The sequence below is a fragment of the Enterobacter sp. BNK-13 genome, from assembly GCF_048685015.1.
GTDB classification, from domain to species: Bacteria; Pseudomonadota; Gammaproteobacteria; order Enterobacterales; family Enterobacteriaceae; genus Enterobacter; species Enterobacter quasiroggenkampii.
The window spans coordinates 2,397,859-2,414,672 of record NZ_JBLQTP010000001.1 but is presented as its reverse complement, the minus strand read 5'-3'; the positions used below and the strand labels follow the sequence as shown (position 1 = coordinate 2,414,672).

General features: G+C 56.5%; 14 protein-coding genes. 13 read left to right on the top strand and 1 reads right to left on the bottom strand.

All coding sequences use genetic code 11. From position 1 onward, the window contains the following. Nucleotides 1-6 precede the first annotated feature (6 nt). Nucleotides 7-2,295, bottom strand: coding sequence for an FdhF/YdeP family oxidoreductase (locus tag ACMGGQ_RS11665; protein ID WP_420290066.1), 2,289 nt, complete (start codon nt 2,293-2,295; stop codon nt 7-9). Between the two features lie 1,004 nt (nt 2,296-3,299). Between ACMGGQ_RS11665 and ACMGGQ_RS11660 the strand changes: the two genes are divergently transcribed. From ACMGGQ_RS11660 to ACMGGQ_RS11600, 13 genes are all read left to right on the top strand, one after another. Then, complete coding sequence (locus ACMGGQ_RS11660) at nt 3,300-3,794, top strand: hypothetical protein (RefSeq protein WP_045908262.1); 495 nt, start codon at nt 3,300-3,302, stop codon at nt 3,792-3,794. 23 nt (nt 3,795-3,817) lie between these two features. Further along, complete coding sequence (gene tssJ / locus ACMGGQ_RS11655) at nt 3,818-4,321, top strand: type VI secretion system lipoprotein TssJ (protein ID WP_023618341.1); 504 nt, start codon at nt 3,818-3,820, stop codon at nt 4,319-4,321. A 28-nt stretch (nt 4,322-4,349) separates the two neighbouring features. Then, on the top strand, nt 4,350-5,693 hold the full coding sequence (tssK, locus tag ACMGGQ_RS11650; protein ID WP_029740099.1) for a type VI secretion system baseplate subunit TssK: 1,344 nt from the start codon (nt 4,350-4,352) through the stop codon (nt 5,691-5,693). 17 nt (nt 5,694-5,710) lie between these two features. Further along, nucleotides 5,711-6,949, top strand: coding sequence for a DotU family type VI secretion system protein (locus tag ACMGGQ_RS11645; RefSeq protein WP_045908263.1), 1,239 nt, complete (start codon nt 5,711-5,713; stop codon nt 6,947-6,949). Nucleotides 6,950-6,952: 3 nt separating this feature from the next. Further along, nucleotides 6,953-10,573, top strand: coding sequence for a type VI secretion system membrane subunit TssM (gene tssM, locus ACMGGQ_RS11640; RefSeq protein WP_420290065.1), 3,621 nt, complete (start codon nt 6,953-6,955; stop codon nt 10,571-10,573). Nucleotides 10,574-10,589: 16 nt separating this feature from the next. Further along, nucleotides 10,590-11,306: a type VI secretion system-associated protein TagF gene (gene tagF, locus ACMGGQ_RS11635; RefSeq protein WP_045908265.1), complete on the top strand. Its 717-nt coding sequence runs from the start codon at nt 10,590-10,592 to the stop codon at nt 11,304-11,306. An 11-nt stretch (nt 11,307-11,317) separates the two neighbouring features. Next, complete coding sequence (tssA, locus tag ACMGGQ_RS11630) at nt 11,318-12,334, top strand: type VI secretion system protein TssA (protein WP_420290064.1); 1,017 nt, start codon at nt 11,318-11,320, stop codon at nt 12,332-12,334. A 75-nt stretch (nt 12,335-12,409) separates the two neighbouring features. After that, on the top strand, nt 12,410-12,934 hold the full coding sequence (tssB, locus tag ACMGGQ_RS11625; RefSeq protein WP_008502644.1) for a type VI secretion system contractile sheath small subunit: 525 nt from the start codon (nt 12,410-12,412) through the stop codon (nt 12,932-12,934). A 3-nt stretch (nt 12,935-12,937) separates the two neighbouring features. Next, nucleotides 12,938-14,437 carry a type VI secretion system contractile sheath large subunit gene (tssC, locus tag ACMGGQ_RS11620; protein ID WP_021240385.1) on the top strand — a complete coding sequence of 500 codons (1,500 nt, stop codon included), beginning with the start codon at nt 12,938-12,940 and terminating at the stop codon, nt 14,435-14,437. A 369-nt stretch (nt 14,438-14,806) separates the two neighbouring features. Beyond that, nucleotides 14,807-15,196 carry a T6SS amidase immunity protein Tai4 family protein gene (locus ACMGGQ_RS11615; RefSeq protein WP_103142866.1) on the top strand — a complete coding sequence of 130 codons (390 nt, stop codon included), beginning with the start codon at nt 14,807-14,809 and terminating at the stop codon, nt 15,194-15,196. Nucleotides 15,197-15,376: 180 nt separating this feature from the next. Continuing rightward, nucleotides 15,377-15,859 carry an Hcp family type VI secretion system effector gene (locus ACMGGQ_RS11610; protein ID WP_008502640.1) on the top strand — a complete coding sequence of 161 codons (483 nt, stop codon included), beginning with the start codon at nt 15,377-15,379 and terminating at the stop codon, nt 15,857-15,859. A 58-nt stretch (nt 15,860-15,917) separates the two neighbouring features. Beyond that, nucleotides 15,918-16,409: a type VI secretion system amidase effector protein Tae4 gene (locus tag ACMGGQ_RS11605; RefSeq protein WP_032645536.1), complete on the top strand. Its 492-nt coding sequence runs from the start codon at nt 15,918-15,920 to the stop codon at nt 16,407-16,409. Next, nucleotides 16,406-16,759, top strand: coding sequence for a T6SS amidase immunity protein Tai4 family protein (locus tag ACMGGQ_RS11600; RefSeq protein ID WP_045908268.1), 354 nt, complete (start codon nt 16,406-16,408; stop codon nt 16,757-16,759). The genes ACMGGQ_RS11605 and ACMGGQ_RS11600 overlap by 4 nt, the downstream gene beginning before the upstream one ends. Nucleotides 16,760-16,814: the final 55 nt, after the last annotated feature.

Genomic DNA, 16,814 nt, shown 5'->3' with positions numbered 1-16,814 from the left:
ACAGCCTTACAGCATGCGGATCTCTTTTGAGCGCAGGGTGATGCGAACCGGAACGGATTTATACGACGGCGTACCGCTGTCCTTATCCAGATAATCAAGCGGTACCAGCACGTTGGCCTCCGGATAATAGGCCCCGACGGTCCCCGGCGCGATGTTGTACGCCACCACGGTAATATCTTCCAGACGCTGTCCGTTGCCGGGCAGGGCGGTTTCGATATCCACGCGGTCGCCGTGTTCCAGCCCTGACTGCGCCATATCGTCTTCGTTCATAAACAGCACGTCGCGACGGCCAAACACGCCACGGTAGCGGTCATCCAGGGCGTAAATGGTGGTGTTGTACTGGTCGTGGCTGCGCAGCGTGATCAAGCGCAGAACGTGCTCACCTTCACCGCTGGCGTTCTCGTGTACGCCGTCGAAGACCGAGAACATCGCTTTTCCCGTCGCCGTTGGCCAGAGACGTTGCGTTGGCGGCAGCGGCATACGGAATCCGCCGGGAACGCGGATCCGCGCGTTGTAGTTCTCAAAGCCCGGAATGGTCTGCTCGATCAGATCGCGGATGCGGTCGTAATCCTCAACCAGCTTCATCCAGTCTACGCGGGTGTCCGGCAGGGTGGCTTTCGCCATGCCCGCGACGATAGCGGGTTCTGACCGAAGCAACGGCGAGGCGGGTTTTAGCTTGCCGGATGAGGCATGCACCATCGACATCGAGTCTTCGACGGTAATGGACTGGCGGCCGGTGGCCTGAATATCCAGCTCGGTACGGCCAAGACACGGGAAAATAAAGGTCTCTTTGCCCACCAGCAAATGGGTACGGTTCAACTTGGTCCCGACGTGAACGCTCAAATCGAGGGAGCCCATGGCCGGAAAGCCGCGTTCATGATCGGGCATCGCCACCGCAAAATTACCGCCGAGGCAAATGAGCGCTTTTGCGCGGCCGTCGATCATCGCCTGCGTGGCCTGCACCGCGTCATGGCCGTGGTGAGACGGTGGCTCAAAGCCGAATACATCCTTCAGACTGTTCAGGAAGGCCGGCGTGGGTTTCTCGCTAATCCCGACGGTACGGTTCCCCTGCACGTTTGAGTGACCGCGCAGCGGGCATATTCCCGCGCCGGGCTTACCGATATTCCCGCGCATCAGCAGCACGTCAGCGATCAGGCGGACGTTGGCCGTCCCTTTATTGTGCTGGGTAATGCCCATCCCGTAGGTAATAATGGTGGCATTCGATTTCGCATAGGCCTCAGCCACCTGTTTGAGTGCCCCCTGGCTCAGACCCGACTCGCGCTCAATGTCGTCCCAGCGGGTTTGTGCGATATCGTCGGCAAAGTCCTCAAAGCCCTGGGTGTGTTCGGCAATAAACGCGCGATCGAGCACGTCCCCGCGTTCGGCCTCCATTTCCAGCAGGTGTTTGGCAATCCCTTTCAGCGCGGCGGCATCGCCTCCGGCCTTCACCTGGAAATAGGTCGAGGCGATATCCGTGGAGCTGTAGGTCGCCATTTCAATCACGCTCTGTGGGTCGGCAAAACGTTCCAGGGCGCGCTCGCGCAGCGGGTTAAAAACGATAATCGGCACGTTGCGGCGGGCCAGCTCGTGGAGGGTCCCCATCATGCGCGGATGGTTAGTGCCGGGGTTATGGCCGATGGAGATCACCAGTTCAGTCTTATCAAAGTCATCCAACGAGACGGTCCCTTTCCCAATCCCGATCGAACGGGGCAAACCGACGCTGGTGGCCTCGTGACACATATTCGAGCAGTCGGGGAAGTTGTTGGTGCCGTATTCGCGAGCAAACAGCTGGAACAGATAAGCTGCTTCGTTAGAGGCGCGTCCGGAGGTATAGAACTCGACCTGGTCCGGCTCGAGCCCGCGCAATACTTCGCCGATGCGTTGAAACGCCGCGTCCCAGTCGACGGGGCGGAAGGTGTCACTCGCCCGATCATAGCGCAGGGGGTGCGTGAGTCGACCGTAGCCTTCCAGCTCAAAGTCCGATTTTGCCAGCAGCGAGGAGACGCTGTTTTCAGCCAGAAACGCGGGGGTGACGCGTTTGCTCGTTGCTTCCCAGGTCACCGCTTTGGCGCCGTTTTCGCAGAACTGGAACGTCGATTTGTGTTCTTTATCAGGCCACGCGCAGCCCGGGCAGTCGAAGCCGTCAGGTTGGTTGGTGCGCAGCAGCGTCGCGGGGGCGTCAAGGGTATCCATTTGGGTGCGTACCGCAATGGCCGTTGCTTTCAATGCGCCCCAGCCGCCAGCAGGGCCGTCATAGTGTCTGATGCCTGGCACCGAGCGTCTTTTCTTGTTCATACCCACTCCTGATTTGTTCGATCACACAACGCCTGAGCTCAAAAAATCACTGACGAGAGCAATAGGTGTAAGCAATGACGACCGAATGGCAACGCACATACGGAACGGAAAAGTGCCTTAACTAAAACTCTTTTTATTACAGCAATTTATCTGGTCTGGTGTTTAAATATTTAAAGAAATTATAACGAATTTTTATCATTTTAATAATAAATCTTATCTATCGTCCGGTAGGCGAGATAGATGGCGGAGAGCAGGAAAATATGTAGCGCCAGTAAAACTTCGAATGAAGCTGATGCGCTGGGGATATCGCCGCGATTCGCGGCTGGTGGGCTGCTCGAGGCATTTTTCAATTGAGAGAATGGCAGGAAGGTTTACTCACGCTTAATGAATAAGAGATATAAGGTATACCTGACAGTGGAATTATTACGGCCGAAAATATACGCTTTTTTTGCGGCATGAAATTAACATCTTGCTGCATAAGTGAAATATTCTCACTCAGGCGATGAAGCGTCTTCAATATTAAAGATACCCTGTTAGTGCAACAAATAATTCATCAGAGATATATTCCTTTGACATCAAAAAAACGCGAATTCTACTAATTATGGTAGTGGCGATAATAGCGTGATTGCGTTAATGAAAGTGGTTCTCCTTTGTGTTTTTTAATAGATAAAACATAAAGTTATGTCGTTTTGTGGTGAAGAAATAAGAAAGGGTGGGCCATATCGTTTTTTATCATAGGATTAATCCTATAATTTTCCGACTGCTTCATTTACCAACAGTTACGCGGCGGTAAATATTGAATTGATACGAAGCTCATGTAAACTTGTTTACCGTTTGTCAAAATATGTCAGGAAGACACTGGGCCTTATTCTGAAAGGCTCGTGCGGTAGCTATGCCCTTAAAGTAGTAACACCCCGAAAATATCCTGGCTATTTTAACAATAGCACTTAAGTCAAACTTCATCCCCTTATCTCCATCATCGAAATATCGCTACGGAAAAGCATATGAAAATGCGCGTACTGTTTTCACTTCTGTTTGTAATGGCGGTGGCGGGCTGTAAAGCACCGCAGAAACCTGTGATCAACGACGATACGATCGAGACCAGCCAGGTCAACGGCGTCACCTTAACCCACCGTCACGCTGTGACGGCGCCGACGGAGTTCAACCCGGTTAACGAGCCGTATCGTGCCATGTATCCGGCCTCCCTGATGAGCCGTCCTGACTTTGGCGGTAAAGTTATCCGCACTCTCGAGACCGGAAAAACGTACGTGGTGCTGGGGCAGGTTGAACACTACTGGATGGCGCTTGCCGATGAAGGTAACGAACAGCTGATTGGTTACGTTCCGATGCGCGCTGTTATCAAGGCCGACCAGTACGAAGCCACCGTGCGTAAACAGGCTATTCGTCCAAAGGTGCGTAAAAAAGCGACCTGTGTTGATGTCGACGGTAACAGCAAAGCCTGCAAAGACAGCGCTAACGGTACCTGGATCCTGAACTAAACGGCTTTCATGAGCGCATTTTTATGAATAATAAAAATTTTCATAAGCTGTGGTTACCCTTTTACGCGATGATTTTCGCGCTGGTCAGTGGTTGTACGTCGTCTTCACACAGCGACCCCTCCCGCTACAATCTGCAGTTTCAGGCTCATCCACAAATCAATGAATCTGCGCCGCTTAAGGTCCGGGTACTGTTGCTGAAATCCGATGCGGATTTCATGTCCAGCGACTTCTACTCCCTGCAGAACAACGCGTCAGCTACGCTTGGCGCGAATCTGCTGAACAGCGATGTGTTCTTCCTGATGCCGGGACAGCTGTCAAAAACCCTCAGCGGGCAAAGCTCGCCGGAGGCTCGCTATATCGGCGTGATGGCGGAGTATCAGGTGCTGGATGGCAAAAAATGGCGCGTTTCACTCCCTCTGCCCGTGCCTGGCGAAAATCATATCTACCAGTTCTGGAAATGGTCCGCAGATGAACTTCAGGCCAACGTTTTTCTCGACGTGAACGGCATTCGGGTCATCAGCCAGTAACGCGCTTCAAAACAGGAAACACATCATCATGACGAAAGCAGAAAAGGTCGTCTGGACCGAAGGCATGTTCCTGCGTCCACACCATTTTCAGCGGACTGAAAGCTATCTGCTCAACCATGTTCGTGAATGGGGCGCGCTGCAGCGATCGTATCTCTGGGGCTTTCTCGACGTTGAACTGGATGAAGCGATGCTTCGTCAGGGATGCATAGCTCTGAGCTACTGCAGTGGGCTGCTGCCGGACGGCACCTTTTTCCAGGTCCGTAATGGGCGCAACGGTCCTGTACCGTTGAAAATTCCTGACAATCTCACCAACGAAAAAGTGGTGCTCGCACTGCCGGTTCGTCGTGGTGAGAGAGAAGAGGTGATTTTCAGCGAAGAGCCAGCCTCGCTGGCGCGCTTTATTGCGTTTGAGCAAGAGGTGGAAGACGATAACGCCATGTCGGTGGGGGATGCCACCGTTCAGTTTGGCCGCCTGCGTCTGACCCTGATGCTCGAAAAAGACCTCACGGCAGAGTGGACCGCCATCGGCGTGGCGTTTGTGACCGAGAAGCGTAACGACAACCACGTGCGGCTCGACAACAGCTACATCCCGCCGATGCTGAATGCCAATAACAGCCCGCAGATCTACAGCATGATCAACGATCTGCACGGCTTGCTGGTGCAGCGCAGCCAGCAAATTGGCGGCCGTTTGCGCCAGCCCGGCCGCTTTAACACCTCCGAACTGATCGAGTTCACGCTGCTGTCGCTGGTTAACCGTCACCTTGGCGAGGTGTCTCATTTAAAAACCCTTCCGCTGCTGCACCCGGAAACGCTCTGGCGCAGCTGGTTGCCGTTCGCGACCGAACTTGCCACCTGGACATCGCAGCGAACCGCTGAAAGCGTGCTGCCGATTTACGATCATGACGATCTGGCAAACTGCTTCAGCAAGCTGATGCTGATGCTGCGTCAGGGGCTGTCGCTGGTGATGGAAGACCACGCGATCCAGCTGCCGCTTAACGAACGCTCTCACGGCCTCAACATCGCCACGGTGCCTGAAACCAGCATGGTGCGTGAGTTCGGCTTCGTGCTGGCGGTCAAAGCCAATGTGCCGGGCGAACACCTGCAAACCCATTTCCCGGCGCAGATGAAGGTCGCACCGGTGTCGAAAATCCGCGATCTGGTTCAGCTTCAGTTGCCGGGCATTATGCTGCGCGCCATGCCGGTCGCACCGCCGCAGATCCCGTGGCATGCCGGCTACAGCTACTTCGAGCTCGAGAAGGGCAGCGAGCTGTGGCACGAGATGGATAAGTCCGGCGCATTCGCCCTGCACCTTGCAGGGGAGTTCCCGGGGCTGGATATGGAGTTTTGGGCCATCCGTAGCCCGACAGAATAATAAAGCGAGCGCTTAATATGCAGGAACGACAGGATACCGGCAGCGATGCCGCGTTCACCGGGGCCAGTAGCAACAATCAGCTGGTGGCGGCCGCCAATCCGCTGCTCAATGCGATTCCGCAGATCCGTCATTCGGTATCGCATGACGATCAGGTGGCGCTACGCCAGCGCCTGATCGATGAAATTCGCCGTTTTGAAGTCCGTTGCCAGCAGGCGGGGCTGCCCTACGAAGTGATCGTCGGGGCACGCTACTGCCTGTGTACGGCGCTCGATGAGGCTGCCGCGCTCACCCCCTGGGGCAGCAGCGGGGTCTGGTCAAGCAATGGCCTGCTGGTGACGTTCCATAACGAAACCTGGGGCGGCGAGAAGTTCTTTCAGCTGCTGGCGCGCCTGTCGCAAAACCCGCGCGAGCACATTCTGCTGCTGGAGATGATCAACTACTGTCTGCTGCTCGGTTTCGAAGGGCGCTATCGGGTGCTGGACAATGGCCGCACCCAGCTTGAGACCATCAAGCAGCGGCTGTGGCAGATGATCCGCGGCGTGCGCGGCAGCTATCCGCCGCCGCTTTCTCCTCATCCGGAAGATCGTCCGGTGCTGCGCAAGCTCTGGCGGCCCATGGTCCCCCTGTGGGCCTGTGTGGCGCTGGCCGGGTTTATCGCCTGCCTGTTTTATATCGTGCTTAACTGGCGTCTTGGCGACAGCACCAACCCGGTGCTGGCGAAGATTTACCAGTCCCAGCTGCCGGAAACCACTATTCAGCAGCCGGCGCGTCAGCTTCCGGCGGTGCTGAACCTGCGCGGCTTCCTGAAACCGGAGATCGAGGCTGGCCTCGTCGCGGTGAAAGATGAAGCGGATCGCAGCGTGGTTATCCTGAAAGGCGACGGGCTGTTTGCCTCTGCCTCGACCGTCGTGCGTGACCGCTATGAACCGGTCATCCACCGCATCGCGCAGGCGATGAATAACGTGAGCGGCAAAATTCTGGTGGTGGGCTACAGCGACAACGTGCCGATCCGCAGCGCGCGCTTTGCCTCTAACTATGAACTCTCCCTGGAACGCGCCCGCTCGGTACAGAAAATGCTGCAGGGAAGCCTCTCTCAGCCTGGCCGCGTGAAAGCGGAAGGGCGGGGCGAGATTAACCCGGTGGCGCCGAACACGACGCCTGAAAACCGCGCCCGTAACCGCCGTGTGGAAATTACTCTGCTGGTGTCGCCTGAAAATACCCAGGCCGAGCTGAACGGATTGCCGCAAGGAAACTAAGGAATGCTGACGACTCTTCTTTCCATACTGACTAACCGCATTCTGTGGAGCTTCCTCGGCGTCACGGCGCTGGCGGCGGTGATCTGGATGATTGGACCGCTGCTGTCCATCGTGGACACCCGACCGCTTGAATCGGAACAGAACCGCATCATCAGTATCGCCGTGGTCTATCTGCTCTGGGCGCAGGGCCATATTCTGCCGCGCCTGTACAACGCCTGGCTGAACCGCAAGCTGATGGATAAGCTCAAAGAGAATACCGCCAGCCCGGAAGCGGCGGATCCGCAGAAGCGACTGAACAGTGAGGAGCAGATCCTCGCCAGCCGTTTTGATGAAGCCGCGCAGATGCTGAAAAAAGCGCACTTCAGCAAGGCGGGACAGGGCGCCCAGTGGACGCAGCGCTTCAGCACGCAGTACCTCTATCAGCTGCCGTGGTACGTCATTATCGGCGCGCCGGGATCCGGTAAAACCACGGCGCTGGTCAACTCCGGGCTGCAGTTCCCGCTGGCCGACCGTTTCGGTAAGACCGCCCTGCGGGGTATTGGCGGCACGCGTAACTGCGACTGGTGGTTCACCAACGAGGCCGTGCTGCTGGACACCGCGGGTCGCTATACCACCCAGGAGAGCGAGCAGGTGCAGGATGCCGGGGAATGGCTGCAGTTTATGGGGTTACTGCGTAAGTATCGCCGCCGCCAGCCGATCAACGGCGTGATCGTTACCATCAGCATTTCTGACCTGCTCACCCAGTCAGCCGAGGCGTCCCGCCAGCAGGCGGTAAACCTGCGTCAGCGTCTGTCCGAGCTGCATGAACAGCTGGGTATCCGCTTCCCGGTCTACGTGATGGTGACCAAGGCCGACCTGCTTAAAGGCTTCCGCGCCTGGTTTGCCGACTACGATAAAGCGCAGCGCGATCAGATCTGGGGCTTTACGCTGCCGTGGGAACAAACTAAACACGCCGATTATGACCTGATGGGCAACTTCCAGCAGGAGTTTTCGCTGCTGCAGCAGCGCCTCGACGCCGGGCTGCCGGAAACCATGCTCAAAGAGCATGACGCGAAAACCCGCGCCGAAGCGTATCTCTTCCCGCAGGAGTTCGCCGCGCTGCGTCCGCTGCTGGCGGATTACCTGAGCACCGTTTTCGCCCGCTCCAACTTCGAAACCGAATTCTCCCCGCGCGGGATCTACTTCGCCAGCGGGACGCAGGAAGGCATGCCGTTCGACCGCGTGATGGGCGAACTGAACCGCGCCCTGTCGCTGCCGGAAGGGGCAGAGAGCGATAACTGGGATTCGGTCAGCAAAGAAGCGCCAATCCCGGGTGCAAAAGGCCAGAGTTTCTTCATCAAGAACCTGCTGCAAAACGTCATCTTCCAGGAAGCTGGGATCGCCGGGGAAAACCGCTGGTGGGAGCTGCGCAACCGGGCGGTGATCTGGTCAGGCTATGCGGCGCTGCTGGCTCTGCTCGCGATCCTGGGCGGGCTGTGGCTCACCAGCTATGCCAAAAACAAGGCCTACCTGGAAGAGGTGGATGCGAAGGTGCCCCTACTTGACCAGCAGAGCAAAGCCTTACAGAACCAGACTCAGCGTGACCTGTTCGAACTGCTGCCGCTGCTGAATAGCCTGGTGGATCTGCCGAAAAGCGACGCCTTTGATGTCAACGATCCGCCGATCTCCCGCCGCATGGGGCTTTATCGCGGGGATGACGTTAGCGACGCCTCCCAGTCCCTGTACCAGAAAGCGCTGGATCAGATGCTGCTGCCTGCCGTCGCCATGCACATCACCACCTGGCTGCGCAACGACAACGGCAGCGATGTGGAATACAGCTATGAAGCGCTGAAAGCCTATCAGATGCTGTATCAGCCGAAACACTATGACGGCAAATTCCTGCATTCATGGGTGATGCTCAACCTGCAGCGTAACCTGCCGCAGAACGTCACGAAGGCGCAGCTGCAGCAGCTTGAATGGCATCTGACGCAGCTGCTGGAGCCGAAGATTCAGGCCTCGCCGTACGCGCAGGACGAATCCCTGGTCGCACGCGAAAGAGCGATGATCAACCAGCAGCCGCTTTCCACGCGCGTCTATGGCCGCCTCAAGCGCCTGCTGGAACATGATGACAACCTGAAGCCGGTCTCCCTTTCCGACCTCGGCGGACCGCAGAGCGAGCTGGTGTTTTCGCGCAAAAGCGGCAAGCCGGTGAGCGAGGGCGTACCGGGTCTCTATACGCCGGACGGCTACTGGAAAAGCTTTAACGGCCAGATTGACAGCGTCACTACGGCGCTGCACGAGGACGACGCCTGGGTGCTGGGGGCCGCCACCGCGCAGGAAGATAAGCAGCAGATCGATAACGCCGTGCGCCAGCTCTATATGCGCGACTTTATCGCCAACTGGGATCGCTTCCTCGCCGACATCAAGCTCAATAACAGCGCCGACCTTTCCCAGCGCATCAACACCGCGCGCCTGCTCTCCGGCGCCAACTCGCCGCTGCGCCGTCTGGTGCAGAACCTGAGCCAGGTCCTGACGCTGTCACGCAATGCGCCAGCGCCGGAAGATGCGGGTAAAACGCAGGATCAAAGCAACCGCGCCACCCGTACGCTGGAAGCCCTGTTCAGCAACAACGACGCTGCACCGACGCAGGCCGCGGTGGTTACGCAGGCACCGGAACAGCTGGTGACCGACCACTATGCGCCGATGATTGAGCTGGCGCAGCCGCTGGAGAAGGGTGGGAAGACCATCGTGTTTGATGATTTTCTCAAGCAGGTGGATGAACTCTATCGCTACCTGACCGCCGTTCAGGATGCGGCCAACAGCGGCATGCCTGCGCCGGGCGGGGAGGCGATCAGCCGTCTGCAGGCCAGCGCCGGTCGTCTGCCTGGCGGGCTGCAAACCATGTTCAGCAACATGGCGGTAGGCGCCAGCAGCGACACCCAGCGCCGTGACCTGGAAAACGTACGTAAGCGCATTAACGTTGAAGTGGGCGGATTTTGCCGCCAGGCAATTGCCGGTCGCTACCCGCTGGTGCGCAGCGCCAGCACCGAGGTGACGCCGGACGATCTCGCGCGCATGTTTGCGCCGGGAACCGGGCTGATGGACGCCTTCTTCCGCGACAATCTGACCAACAAGGTGGATACCACGCAGGCCAACTGGCGCTTTATGCCGGGCATTGACGGGAAAACGCTGCCGGGAAGTGAAGGGCTGCTGAGGCCGTTCCAGCAGGCCCAGTCGATTCGCGACGCCTTCTTTGCTAACGGCGCAACCACGCCGTCTTTCAAGGTGACGGTTCGCACCGTGCGAATGGATAACACCATTCTGAACCTGACCCTGGATGTTGACGGTCAGCTGCTGCGCTACAGCCACGGCCCGCAGGCCGTGCAGATCATGAACTGGCCGGGGCCGGGCGGCACCAACCAGGTCCGTATGCAGCTGGGGCTGGCGAACGGCAGTACGGCGACGCTGGTCACCAACGGCGCATGGGCGCTGAACCGCTTTTTCGATAAAGCGAGCACCAGCCCGGGCACGGGTAGCCTGAGCCGTCAGGCCACCTTCAACGTCGACGGACATCAGGTCACGCTGGAGTTTGCGCCGAACAGCATTCGTAACCCGTTCCAGCTTCCTCGTTTCTCATGCCCATAACCGCAAGGACAGCCGTATGACGAATACCCCTGCGATGAACCGCTACAGCTGGTATGGCAAGTTACCCAGCGCCGGAGATTTTTTGCAGCGTCGCTTTCCTGACACCTTACAGCGCCAGTGGTCGCACTGGTTCCAGGTCGGTCTGCTGGCCTGGCAGCAGGAAGAGCAGCGCAGCGGCGAGCGCCCATTTCAGAAAGCGCCAGTCTGGAATTTTGTGGTACCGCCCATGCTGGGCAGCCAGATGATCCAGATGGGCTGTCTGCTGCCCGGCCGGGACAGCGTTGGCCGACAATACCCGGTTTGCCTTCAGCTGAGCTTCGCGCCGTCCGAATGGTCGACCAGCCTGCTGAGCCAGGCCGAAAGCTGGTATCAGCAGATTGGGCGCCTGGGGCTGCACGCGGTGCGCAACAGTTTTTCCGCCTCGCAGCTGGATGAGATGTTGATGACCATTCCGGCGCCGCAGCCGGTCGAGCCGCAAAAGCGCTCCGACATCCTGGATGTGATTGGCTATGACGAGGACGGCCAGAGCACGCTGGGTTGGCCGCAGGCGGCAGAGTGTTTTGATCCGCTGCGTCAGACTAGCTACTGGTGGACCAACCGCTGCGACGGTTACCCGCTGTACACCCACGTGCACAGCGGTAACTTCACCGGGCAGCTTTTCACCCTGCTGTTCGATCCGGCAGGGGGGGCCCGTCCGGGCCGTCACGGTCTCTATCCGCCTATGTTTGAATAAGCAGGGATCACATGAATATCGAAGAATTTCTCGCGCCGATAAGCCCCGACAAGCCCTGCGGCGAAAACCTGGAGTACGACGCTGACTTCCAGGCGATGAACCAGGCAAGCCTTGGGAAAGCGGAACAGCAATTTGGCGACACCATCATCCCGGCGGAGCCTGCTGACTGGAACACGGTCGAAAAATACGCCACCAGCCTGCTGACCCGCACCAAAGATCTTCGCGTCCTGCTGGCGTTAACCCATGCCTGGACCCGCCGTCGCGGGCTGGCGGGCTACGCGGACGGATTACTGCTGGTGCAGGAGGCGATCGCCCGTTACTGGGAGCCGCTCTATCCGCTGCTGGAAGAGTATGGCGAAACCGATCCGTTCTACCGCATTAACGCCCTGGCTGGGCTGAGCGATAAGTCTGACCTCACCGTCGCCGTGCGTAACGCCTCGCTGCTGCGTTCAAACGGCGATGAAATTTCGCTTAGGGATGCCCAGGCCCTGCTGGACGGCAGTAAGACGGAGTGTCCCGACTATCCCGGCGGCCGTCCACGGCTGATTGACGAGCTTTCCCGCGGCGACCAGCCGGGAACCGCAGCGGTTATCGTCATCAACGAACGGCTGCTGGCGATTCGCGAGCTGCTCACCGGTCATCTCGGTGAAAGCGGCGTGCCCGAGATGGAGCAGCTGCTGAAAACCGTGGGGCTGGTGGCCAGCGCCTGTCAGGTGACCGACATCAGCAAGCTGCTGCCGAACCGTGAGGCGCAGACGGCCCCCCAGGCTGAGCAGCCATCAGCGGCAACGCAGCCCGTTCAGCCGGTCACCGACTGGCGCAGCGTGCAGGTCACCAGCCGCGCCGACGCCCAGCTGATGCTGGAAAAAGCGAAGCAGTATTTTGCACAGTACGAACCGAGCCACCCCGCGCCGCTGATGATTGAACGGGTGCAGCGGCTGTCAGAACTTAACTTTATGGACATTATTCGCGACCTGGCGCCAGACGGCGTTAACCAACTGGAAAACATCTTTGGGCGCCGCGAATAGCGCGTCCAGGCATTATGACGTCAGGCATGGAGCCTGGCGTTTCACCTTCACCGCGCATCTTTGATGGAGAACATCATGGCAATGAGTAACAGTGGGCAGAAATTCATCGCACGTAACCGTGCCCCCCGCGTGCAGATCGAGTATGACGTAGAGATCTACGGTGCAGAACGTAAAATTCAGCTGCCGTTTGTGATGGGCGTTATGGCCGATCTGGTCGGCAAACCGGTGGAAAACCTGCCGGCCGTCGACGAGCGTAAATTCCTCGAAATTGACATCGACAACTTTGACGAACGCATGAAGGCGCTGAAGCCGCGCGTGGCGTTCCAGGTGGATAACACCCTGACCGGCGAAGGTAAGCTCAACGTGGATCTGACCTTCGACAGCATGGACGACTTCCTGCCGGACGCGGTGGCCCGCAAGGTTGAGCCGCTGAACAAGCTGCTGGAAGCGCGTACCCAGCTCTCCAACCTGCTGACCTATATGGACGGTAAAAACGGTGCGGAAGAGCTGATCGCAAAAATTCTGCAGGATCCGACGCTGCTCAAATCCCTGAGCCAGTTGCCGAAAAATGACGAAAGTGCGAAAGGTAGCGAGGAATAATCGATGAGCAACCAGACTCAACAACACGAGCAGCAGGCGGGTCAGGCGTTCAGCCAGGATGAATTCAGCGCGCTGCTGAACAAAGAGTTCCGCCCGAAAACCGACCAGGCGCGTTCCGCCGTCGAAAGCGCGGTCAAAACCCTGGCGCAGCAGGCGCTGGAAAATACCGTCACCTTCTCGAACGATACCTACCGCACCATTCAGAACCTGATTGCCGGTATCGACGAGCAGCTGTCGCAGCAGGTGAACCAGATCATTCACCACGAAGAATTTCAGAAGCTGGAGAGCGCCTGGCGCGGTCTGAGCTACCTGGTGAACAACACTGAAACCGACGAGATGCTGAAGATCCGCTTTATGAGCATCTCCAAGCAGGAGCTGGGCCGCACCCTGAAGCGCTACAAGGGCGTGGGCTGGGACCAGAGCCCGATCTTCAAGAAGATCTACGAGCAGGAGTACGGTCAGTTCGGCGGCGAGCCGTTTGGCTGCATCGTCGGCGACTACTACTTCGACCACAGCCCGCAGGACGTTGAGCTGCTGGGGGAAATGGCGCGCATCGGTTCTGCGGCGCACTGTCCGTTCATTACCGGTACCGCACCGGGCGTGATGCAGATGGAATCCTGGCAGGAGCTTGCTAACCCGCGCGACCTGACCAAGATCTTCCAGAATACCGAATACGCCGCCTGGCGTTCGCTGCGTGAATCGGAAGATGCCCGCTATCTTGGCCTGGTGATGCCGCGCTTCCTGTCGCGCCTGCCGTACGGTATTCGCACCAACCCGGTGGACAGCTTTGACTTTGAAGAGCAGACCGACGGCGCGAACCACAACAGCTACTCGTGGGCGAACGCCGCGTACGCGATGGCCGCCAACATCAACCGTTCTTTCAAAGAGTACGGCTGGTGCACCTCGATTCGCGGCGTGGAGTCCGGCGGGGCGGTGGAAAACCTGCCGTGCCACACCTTCCCGAGCGATGACGGCGGCGTGGACATGAAGTGCCCAACCGAGATTGCCATCAGCGATCGTCGTGAAGCCGAGCTGGCGAAAAACGGCTTTATGCCGCTGGTTCACCGCAAAAACTCCGACTTTGCCGCCTTCATCGGCGCGCAGTCCCTGCAAAAACCGGCGGAGTACCACGATCCGGATGCGACCGCTAACGCGCGCCTGGCATCACGTCTGCCGTACCTGTTCGCCTGCTGCCGTTTTGCTCACTACCTGAAGTGCATCGTGCGCGACAAAATCGGCTCCTTCCGCGAACGCGAAGAGATGGAACGCTGGCTGAACGACTGGGTCATGAACTACGTCGACGGTGACCCGGCGAACTCCTCTCAGGAGACCAAGTCCCGTAAACCGCTGGCAGCTGCGGAAGTGCAGGTGCAGGAGATTGAGGACAACCCAGGCTACTATGCCGCGAAGTTCTTCCTGCGTCCTCACTACCAACTGGAAGGTCTGACCGTCTCTCTGCGTCTGGTTTCTAAGCTGCCGTCGCTGAAGACGAAAGACGCGTGATGATGAGTGCCGGCCCTGGAGGGCCGGCTACATTTCGGTGAATATGAGATAGCTAATGAATTTGACTATGACAGCGTTAATACGAAAATTCATCAGCTATTTAGCCATTTATACATTGCTAATAATTTCATTCATGCTGTTTGTGACGGTATCTGGCTACTATTTGTTTATCTTTGACTGGCCAGCAGATTTCCCGCGAATCGCAATGCATGCATTTCTATGCGCTGGACTTAATGCATTAGCGATAGGGATATACGTTGTCGCAGAAAAACGGAAAGAGAAAAATTAGTATTTTACGCGGACTGATGCGCTGCGGATCCTATGGCAAAGGATATTAAGGTGAAACGTTTCTGTTTTTTCCTCGTATTTATGACCTCTTATGTGTGTGCCGGAAATAACTATCCTGATTTTTATCATCAGCAAACATACCGGCAGGTTTTAAAAGATTTAGTTCTGGCGCGATGCCTCGCGCAGGTGGCAGATAAAGGCAGCCAGTTTTCTGCTGATGCGGCCCGCAGTGCGAGTGCATTCATTGAGTGGATACCTTTTGATGCCGAAAATGGCACTGATAAAGTGGATGCCCTCATCGGAAAATATAAAAATCAAATTAACGGTTTTCATTCAGAGCGAAAACCCGATGTCAAAGGCGTAACCTTAAACTGTTTACGTCTTTATCATAGCGATGAGCTGAACAAACTGGTTCCGCAGGTCATCATAGGCGATCCTGATCGTACCTGGATTCAGGATAACCCGCAGTAGTAAAAGACTTCACATTCTTTCCGTTCATTCAGGGGGAATGTAAGACTGTCAAATGACACGGGTCATTTGATGTGAGGCAGAGGTAAAATATGGACGGTTTTATTCAGCCCCATGCTTTCCTGTTTGCCATATAAGTGCTTTTTCGAAAGCAATATTGTTCATCCACGAAGAGTAGATATTATGGCTATTGATATGTTTCTGAAGGTCGAGGGTGTTACGGGCGAATCTAAAGATTCTAACCACACCGGCTGGACTGATATTACCTCCTTCTCCTGGGGCGCTTCCCAGCCAGGTAATATGAGCGTTGGCGGTGGCGGCGGTGCCGGTAAAGTTAACTTTAACGACCTGCACGTTAACGCGCTGATAGACAAATCCACCACCGCTATCCTGAAACACTGCGCCAGCGGTAAACACCTGACCAAAGTTGAGCTGTCCGTTTGTAAAGCGGGCGGCCAGCAGGTGGAATACTCCCGCATCACGCTGGAAGATGTGCTGGTGACCTCTGTTCAGTACACCGGTGCTGACAACGGCGATACCGTTGGAGTGACCTATGCATTCCAGGCTGCGAAAGTGAAACAACAGTACTGGGAGCAGACCACGTCTGGTGGTAAGGGTGCTGAAAGCAGCGCTGGCTGGAACATCAAAGAAAACAAAGAAGCGTAATAATAGTGGGCCCGAAAGGGCTCACTTTATCCGGAGCTTCTTATCAAGGAGAAACAAGATGTCTCAAATGCGTCCTGCTTTTGGTGCCGCCTGGAACAGATTCAGAGAAGTGAACGTAAGCGTAGAACAGGTTGGCAAATTGTTGGGTGGAAAAGTTCAGCATAATATCGACGCCGGTATTTTTAAAAATGCCTGCCCAATTCGTATGAGCTACGTTTTAAATTACTGTGGCATTCCGATTCCTTCTAACAGTAAATATGCGACAGTGACCGGAAACGACAAAAAGCGCTATATGTTCCGCGTTAAAGATATGATTGCATTTCTACCCACGGTACTGGGCAATGCCGATATGTCTGTCTCTTCTCCCACTCCTGCGCAATTTGCAGGCAAACAGGGCATTATCATCTTCACCGGGCACGGCTGGAGCGACGCTACCGGGCATGTCACACTCTGGAATGGAAATATTTGCTCTGATGATTGCCATTTTCTGGGCTCACCGGGTAATGGTTCATTTATTCCGACCAACGCAACATTCTGGAGCCTGAAATGAAACGTTTGTTACTGCTGATCCTGGCTATTAATGCCCCTGCTGTTTATGCCCAAACCCTGCCTGATGTTAGCGCTTTTTCTCAGCAACAAATCTTTGAAAACTGGGTGCAAAATCGATGCATCAGTAAGATTGCGGACAGTAAAAGTCTTAAAGATGATGCAGAGGCCAGTGCGGCCGCATGGCTGGAAGCAAGCAATCTCCCTGCTGAGAATTTTGAGAAAGCTGACAAGGTGATTGTATCTCTACTGAAAGAGAAAGTAGGCGGAACCGAACCGGGTCAATATCAGGTTTTAAAGTGCAGCTTAATCGCCAACAGCGACGCGATTCGTCCGCTCAAAACCGCAAAATAGAACCAATGGAATCGCCCCCAAACGCCGCCGTTCTCGCTTCGAGAGCGGCAGCGTT

Coding starts and splice junctions, on each gene's coding strand:
- ACMGGQ_RS11665 (WP_420290066.1), bottom strand. CDS start 2,295: ATGAACAAGAAAAGACGCTCGGTGCCAGGCATCAGACACTATGACGGC.
- ACMGGQ_RS11660 (WP_045908262.1), top strand. CDS start 3,300: ATGAAAATGCGCGTACTGTTTTCACTTCTGTTTGTAATGGCGGTGGCG.
- tssJ (WP_023618341.1), top strand. CDS start 3,818: ATGAATAATAAAAATTTTCATAAGCTGTGGTTACCCTTTTACGCGATG.
- tssK (WP_029740099.1), top strand. CDS start 4,350: ATGACGAAAGCAGAAAAGGTCGTCTGGACCGAAGGCATGTTCCTGCGT.
- ACMGGQ_RS11645 (WP_045908263.1), top strand. CDS start 5,711: ATGCAGGAACGACAGGATACCGGCAGCGATGCCGCGTTCACCGGGGCC.
- tssM (WP_420290065.1), top strand. CDS start 6,953: ATGCTGACGACTCTTCTTTCCATACTGACTAACCGCATTCTGTGGAGC.
- tagF (WP_045908265.1), top strand. CDS start 10,590: ATGACGAATACCCCTGCGATGAACCGCTACAGCTGGTATGGCAAGTTA.
- tssA (WP_420290064.1), top strand. CDS start 11,318: ATGAATATCGAAGAATTTCTCGCGCCGATAAGCCCCGACAAGCCCTGC.
- tssB (WP_008502644.1), top strand. CDS start 12,410: ATGGCAATGAGTAACAGTGGGCAGAAATTCATCGCACGTAACCGTGCC.
- tssC (WP_021240385.1), top strand. CDS start 12,938: ATGAGCAACCAGACTCAACAACACGAGCAGCAGGCGGGTCAGGCGTTC.
- ACMGGQ_RS11615 (WP_103142866.1), top strand. CDS start 14,807: ATGACCTCTTATGTGTGTGCCGGAAATAACTATCCTGATTTTTATCAT.
- ACMGGQ_RS11610 (WP_008502640.1), top strand. CDS start 15,377: ATGGCTATTGATATGTTTCTGAAGGTCGAGGGTGTTACGGGCGAATCT.
- ACMGGQ_RS11605 (WP_032645536.1), top strand. CDS start 15,918: ATGTCTCAAATGCGTCCTGCTTTTGGTGCCGCCTGGAACAGATTCAGA.
- ACMGGQ_RS11600 (WP_045908268.1), top strand. CDS start 16,406: ATGAAACGTTTGTTACTGCTGATCCTGGCTATTAATGCCCCTGCTGTT.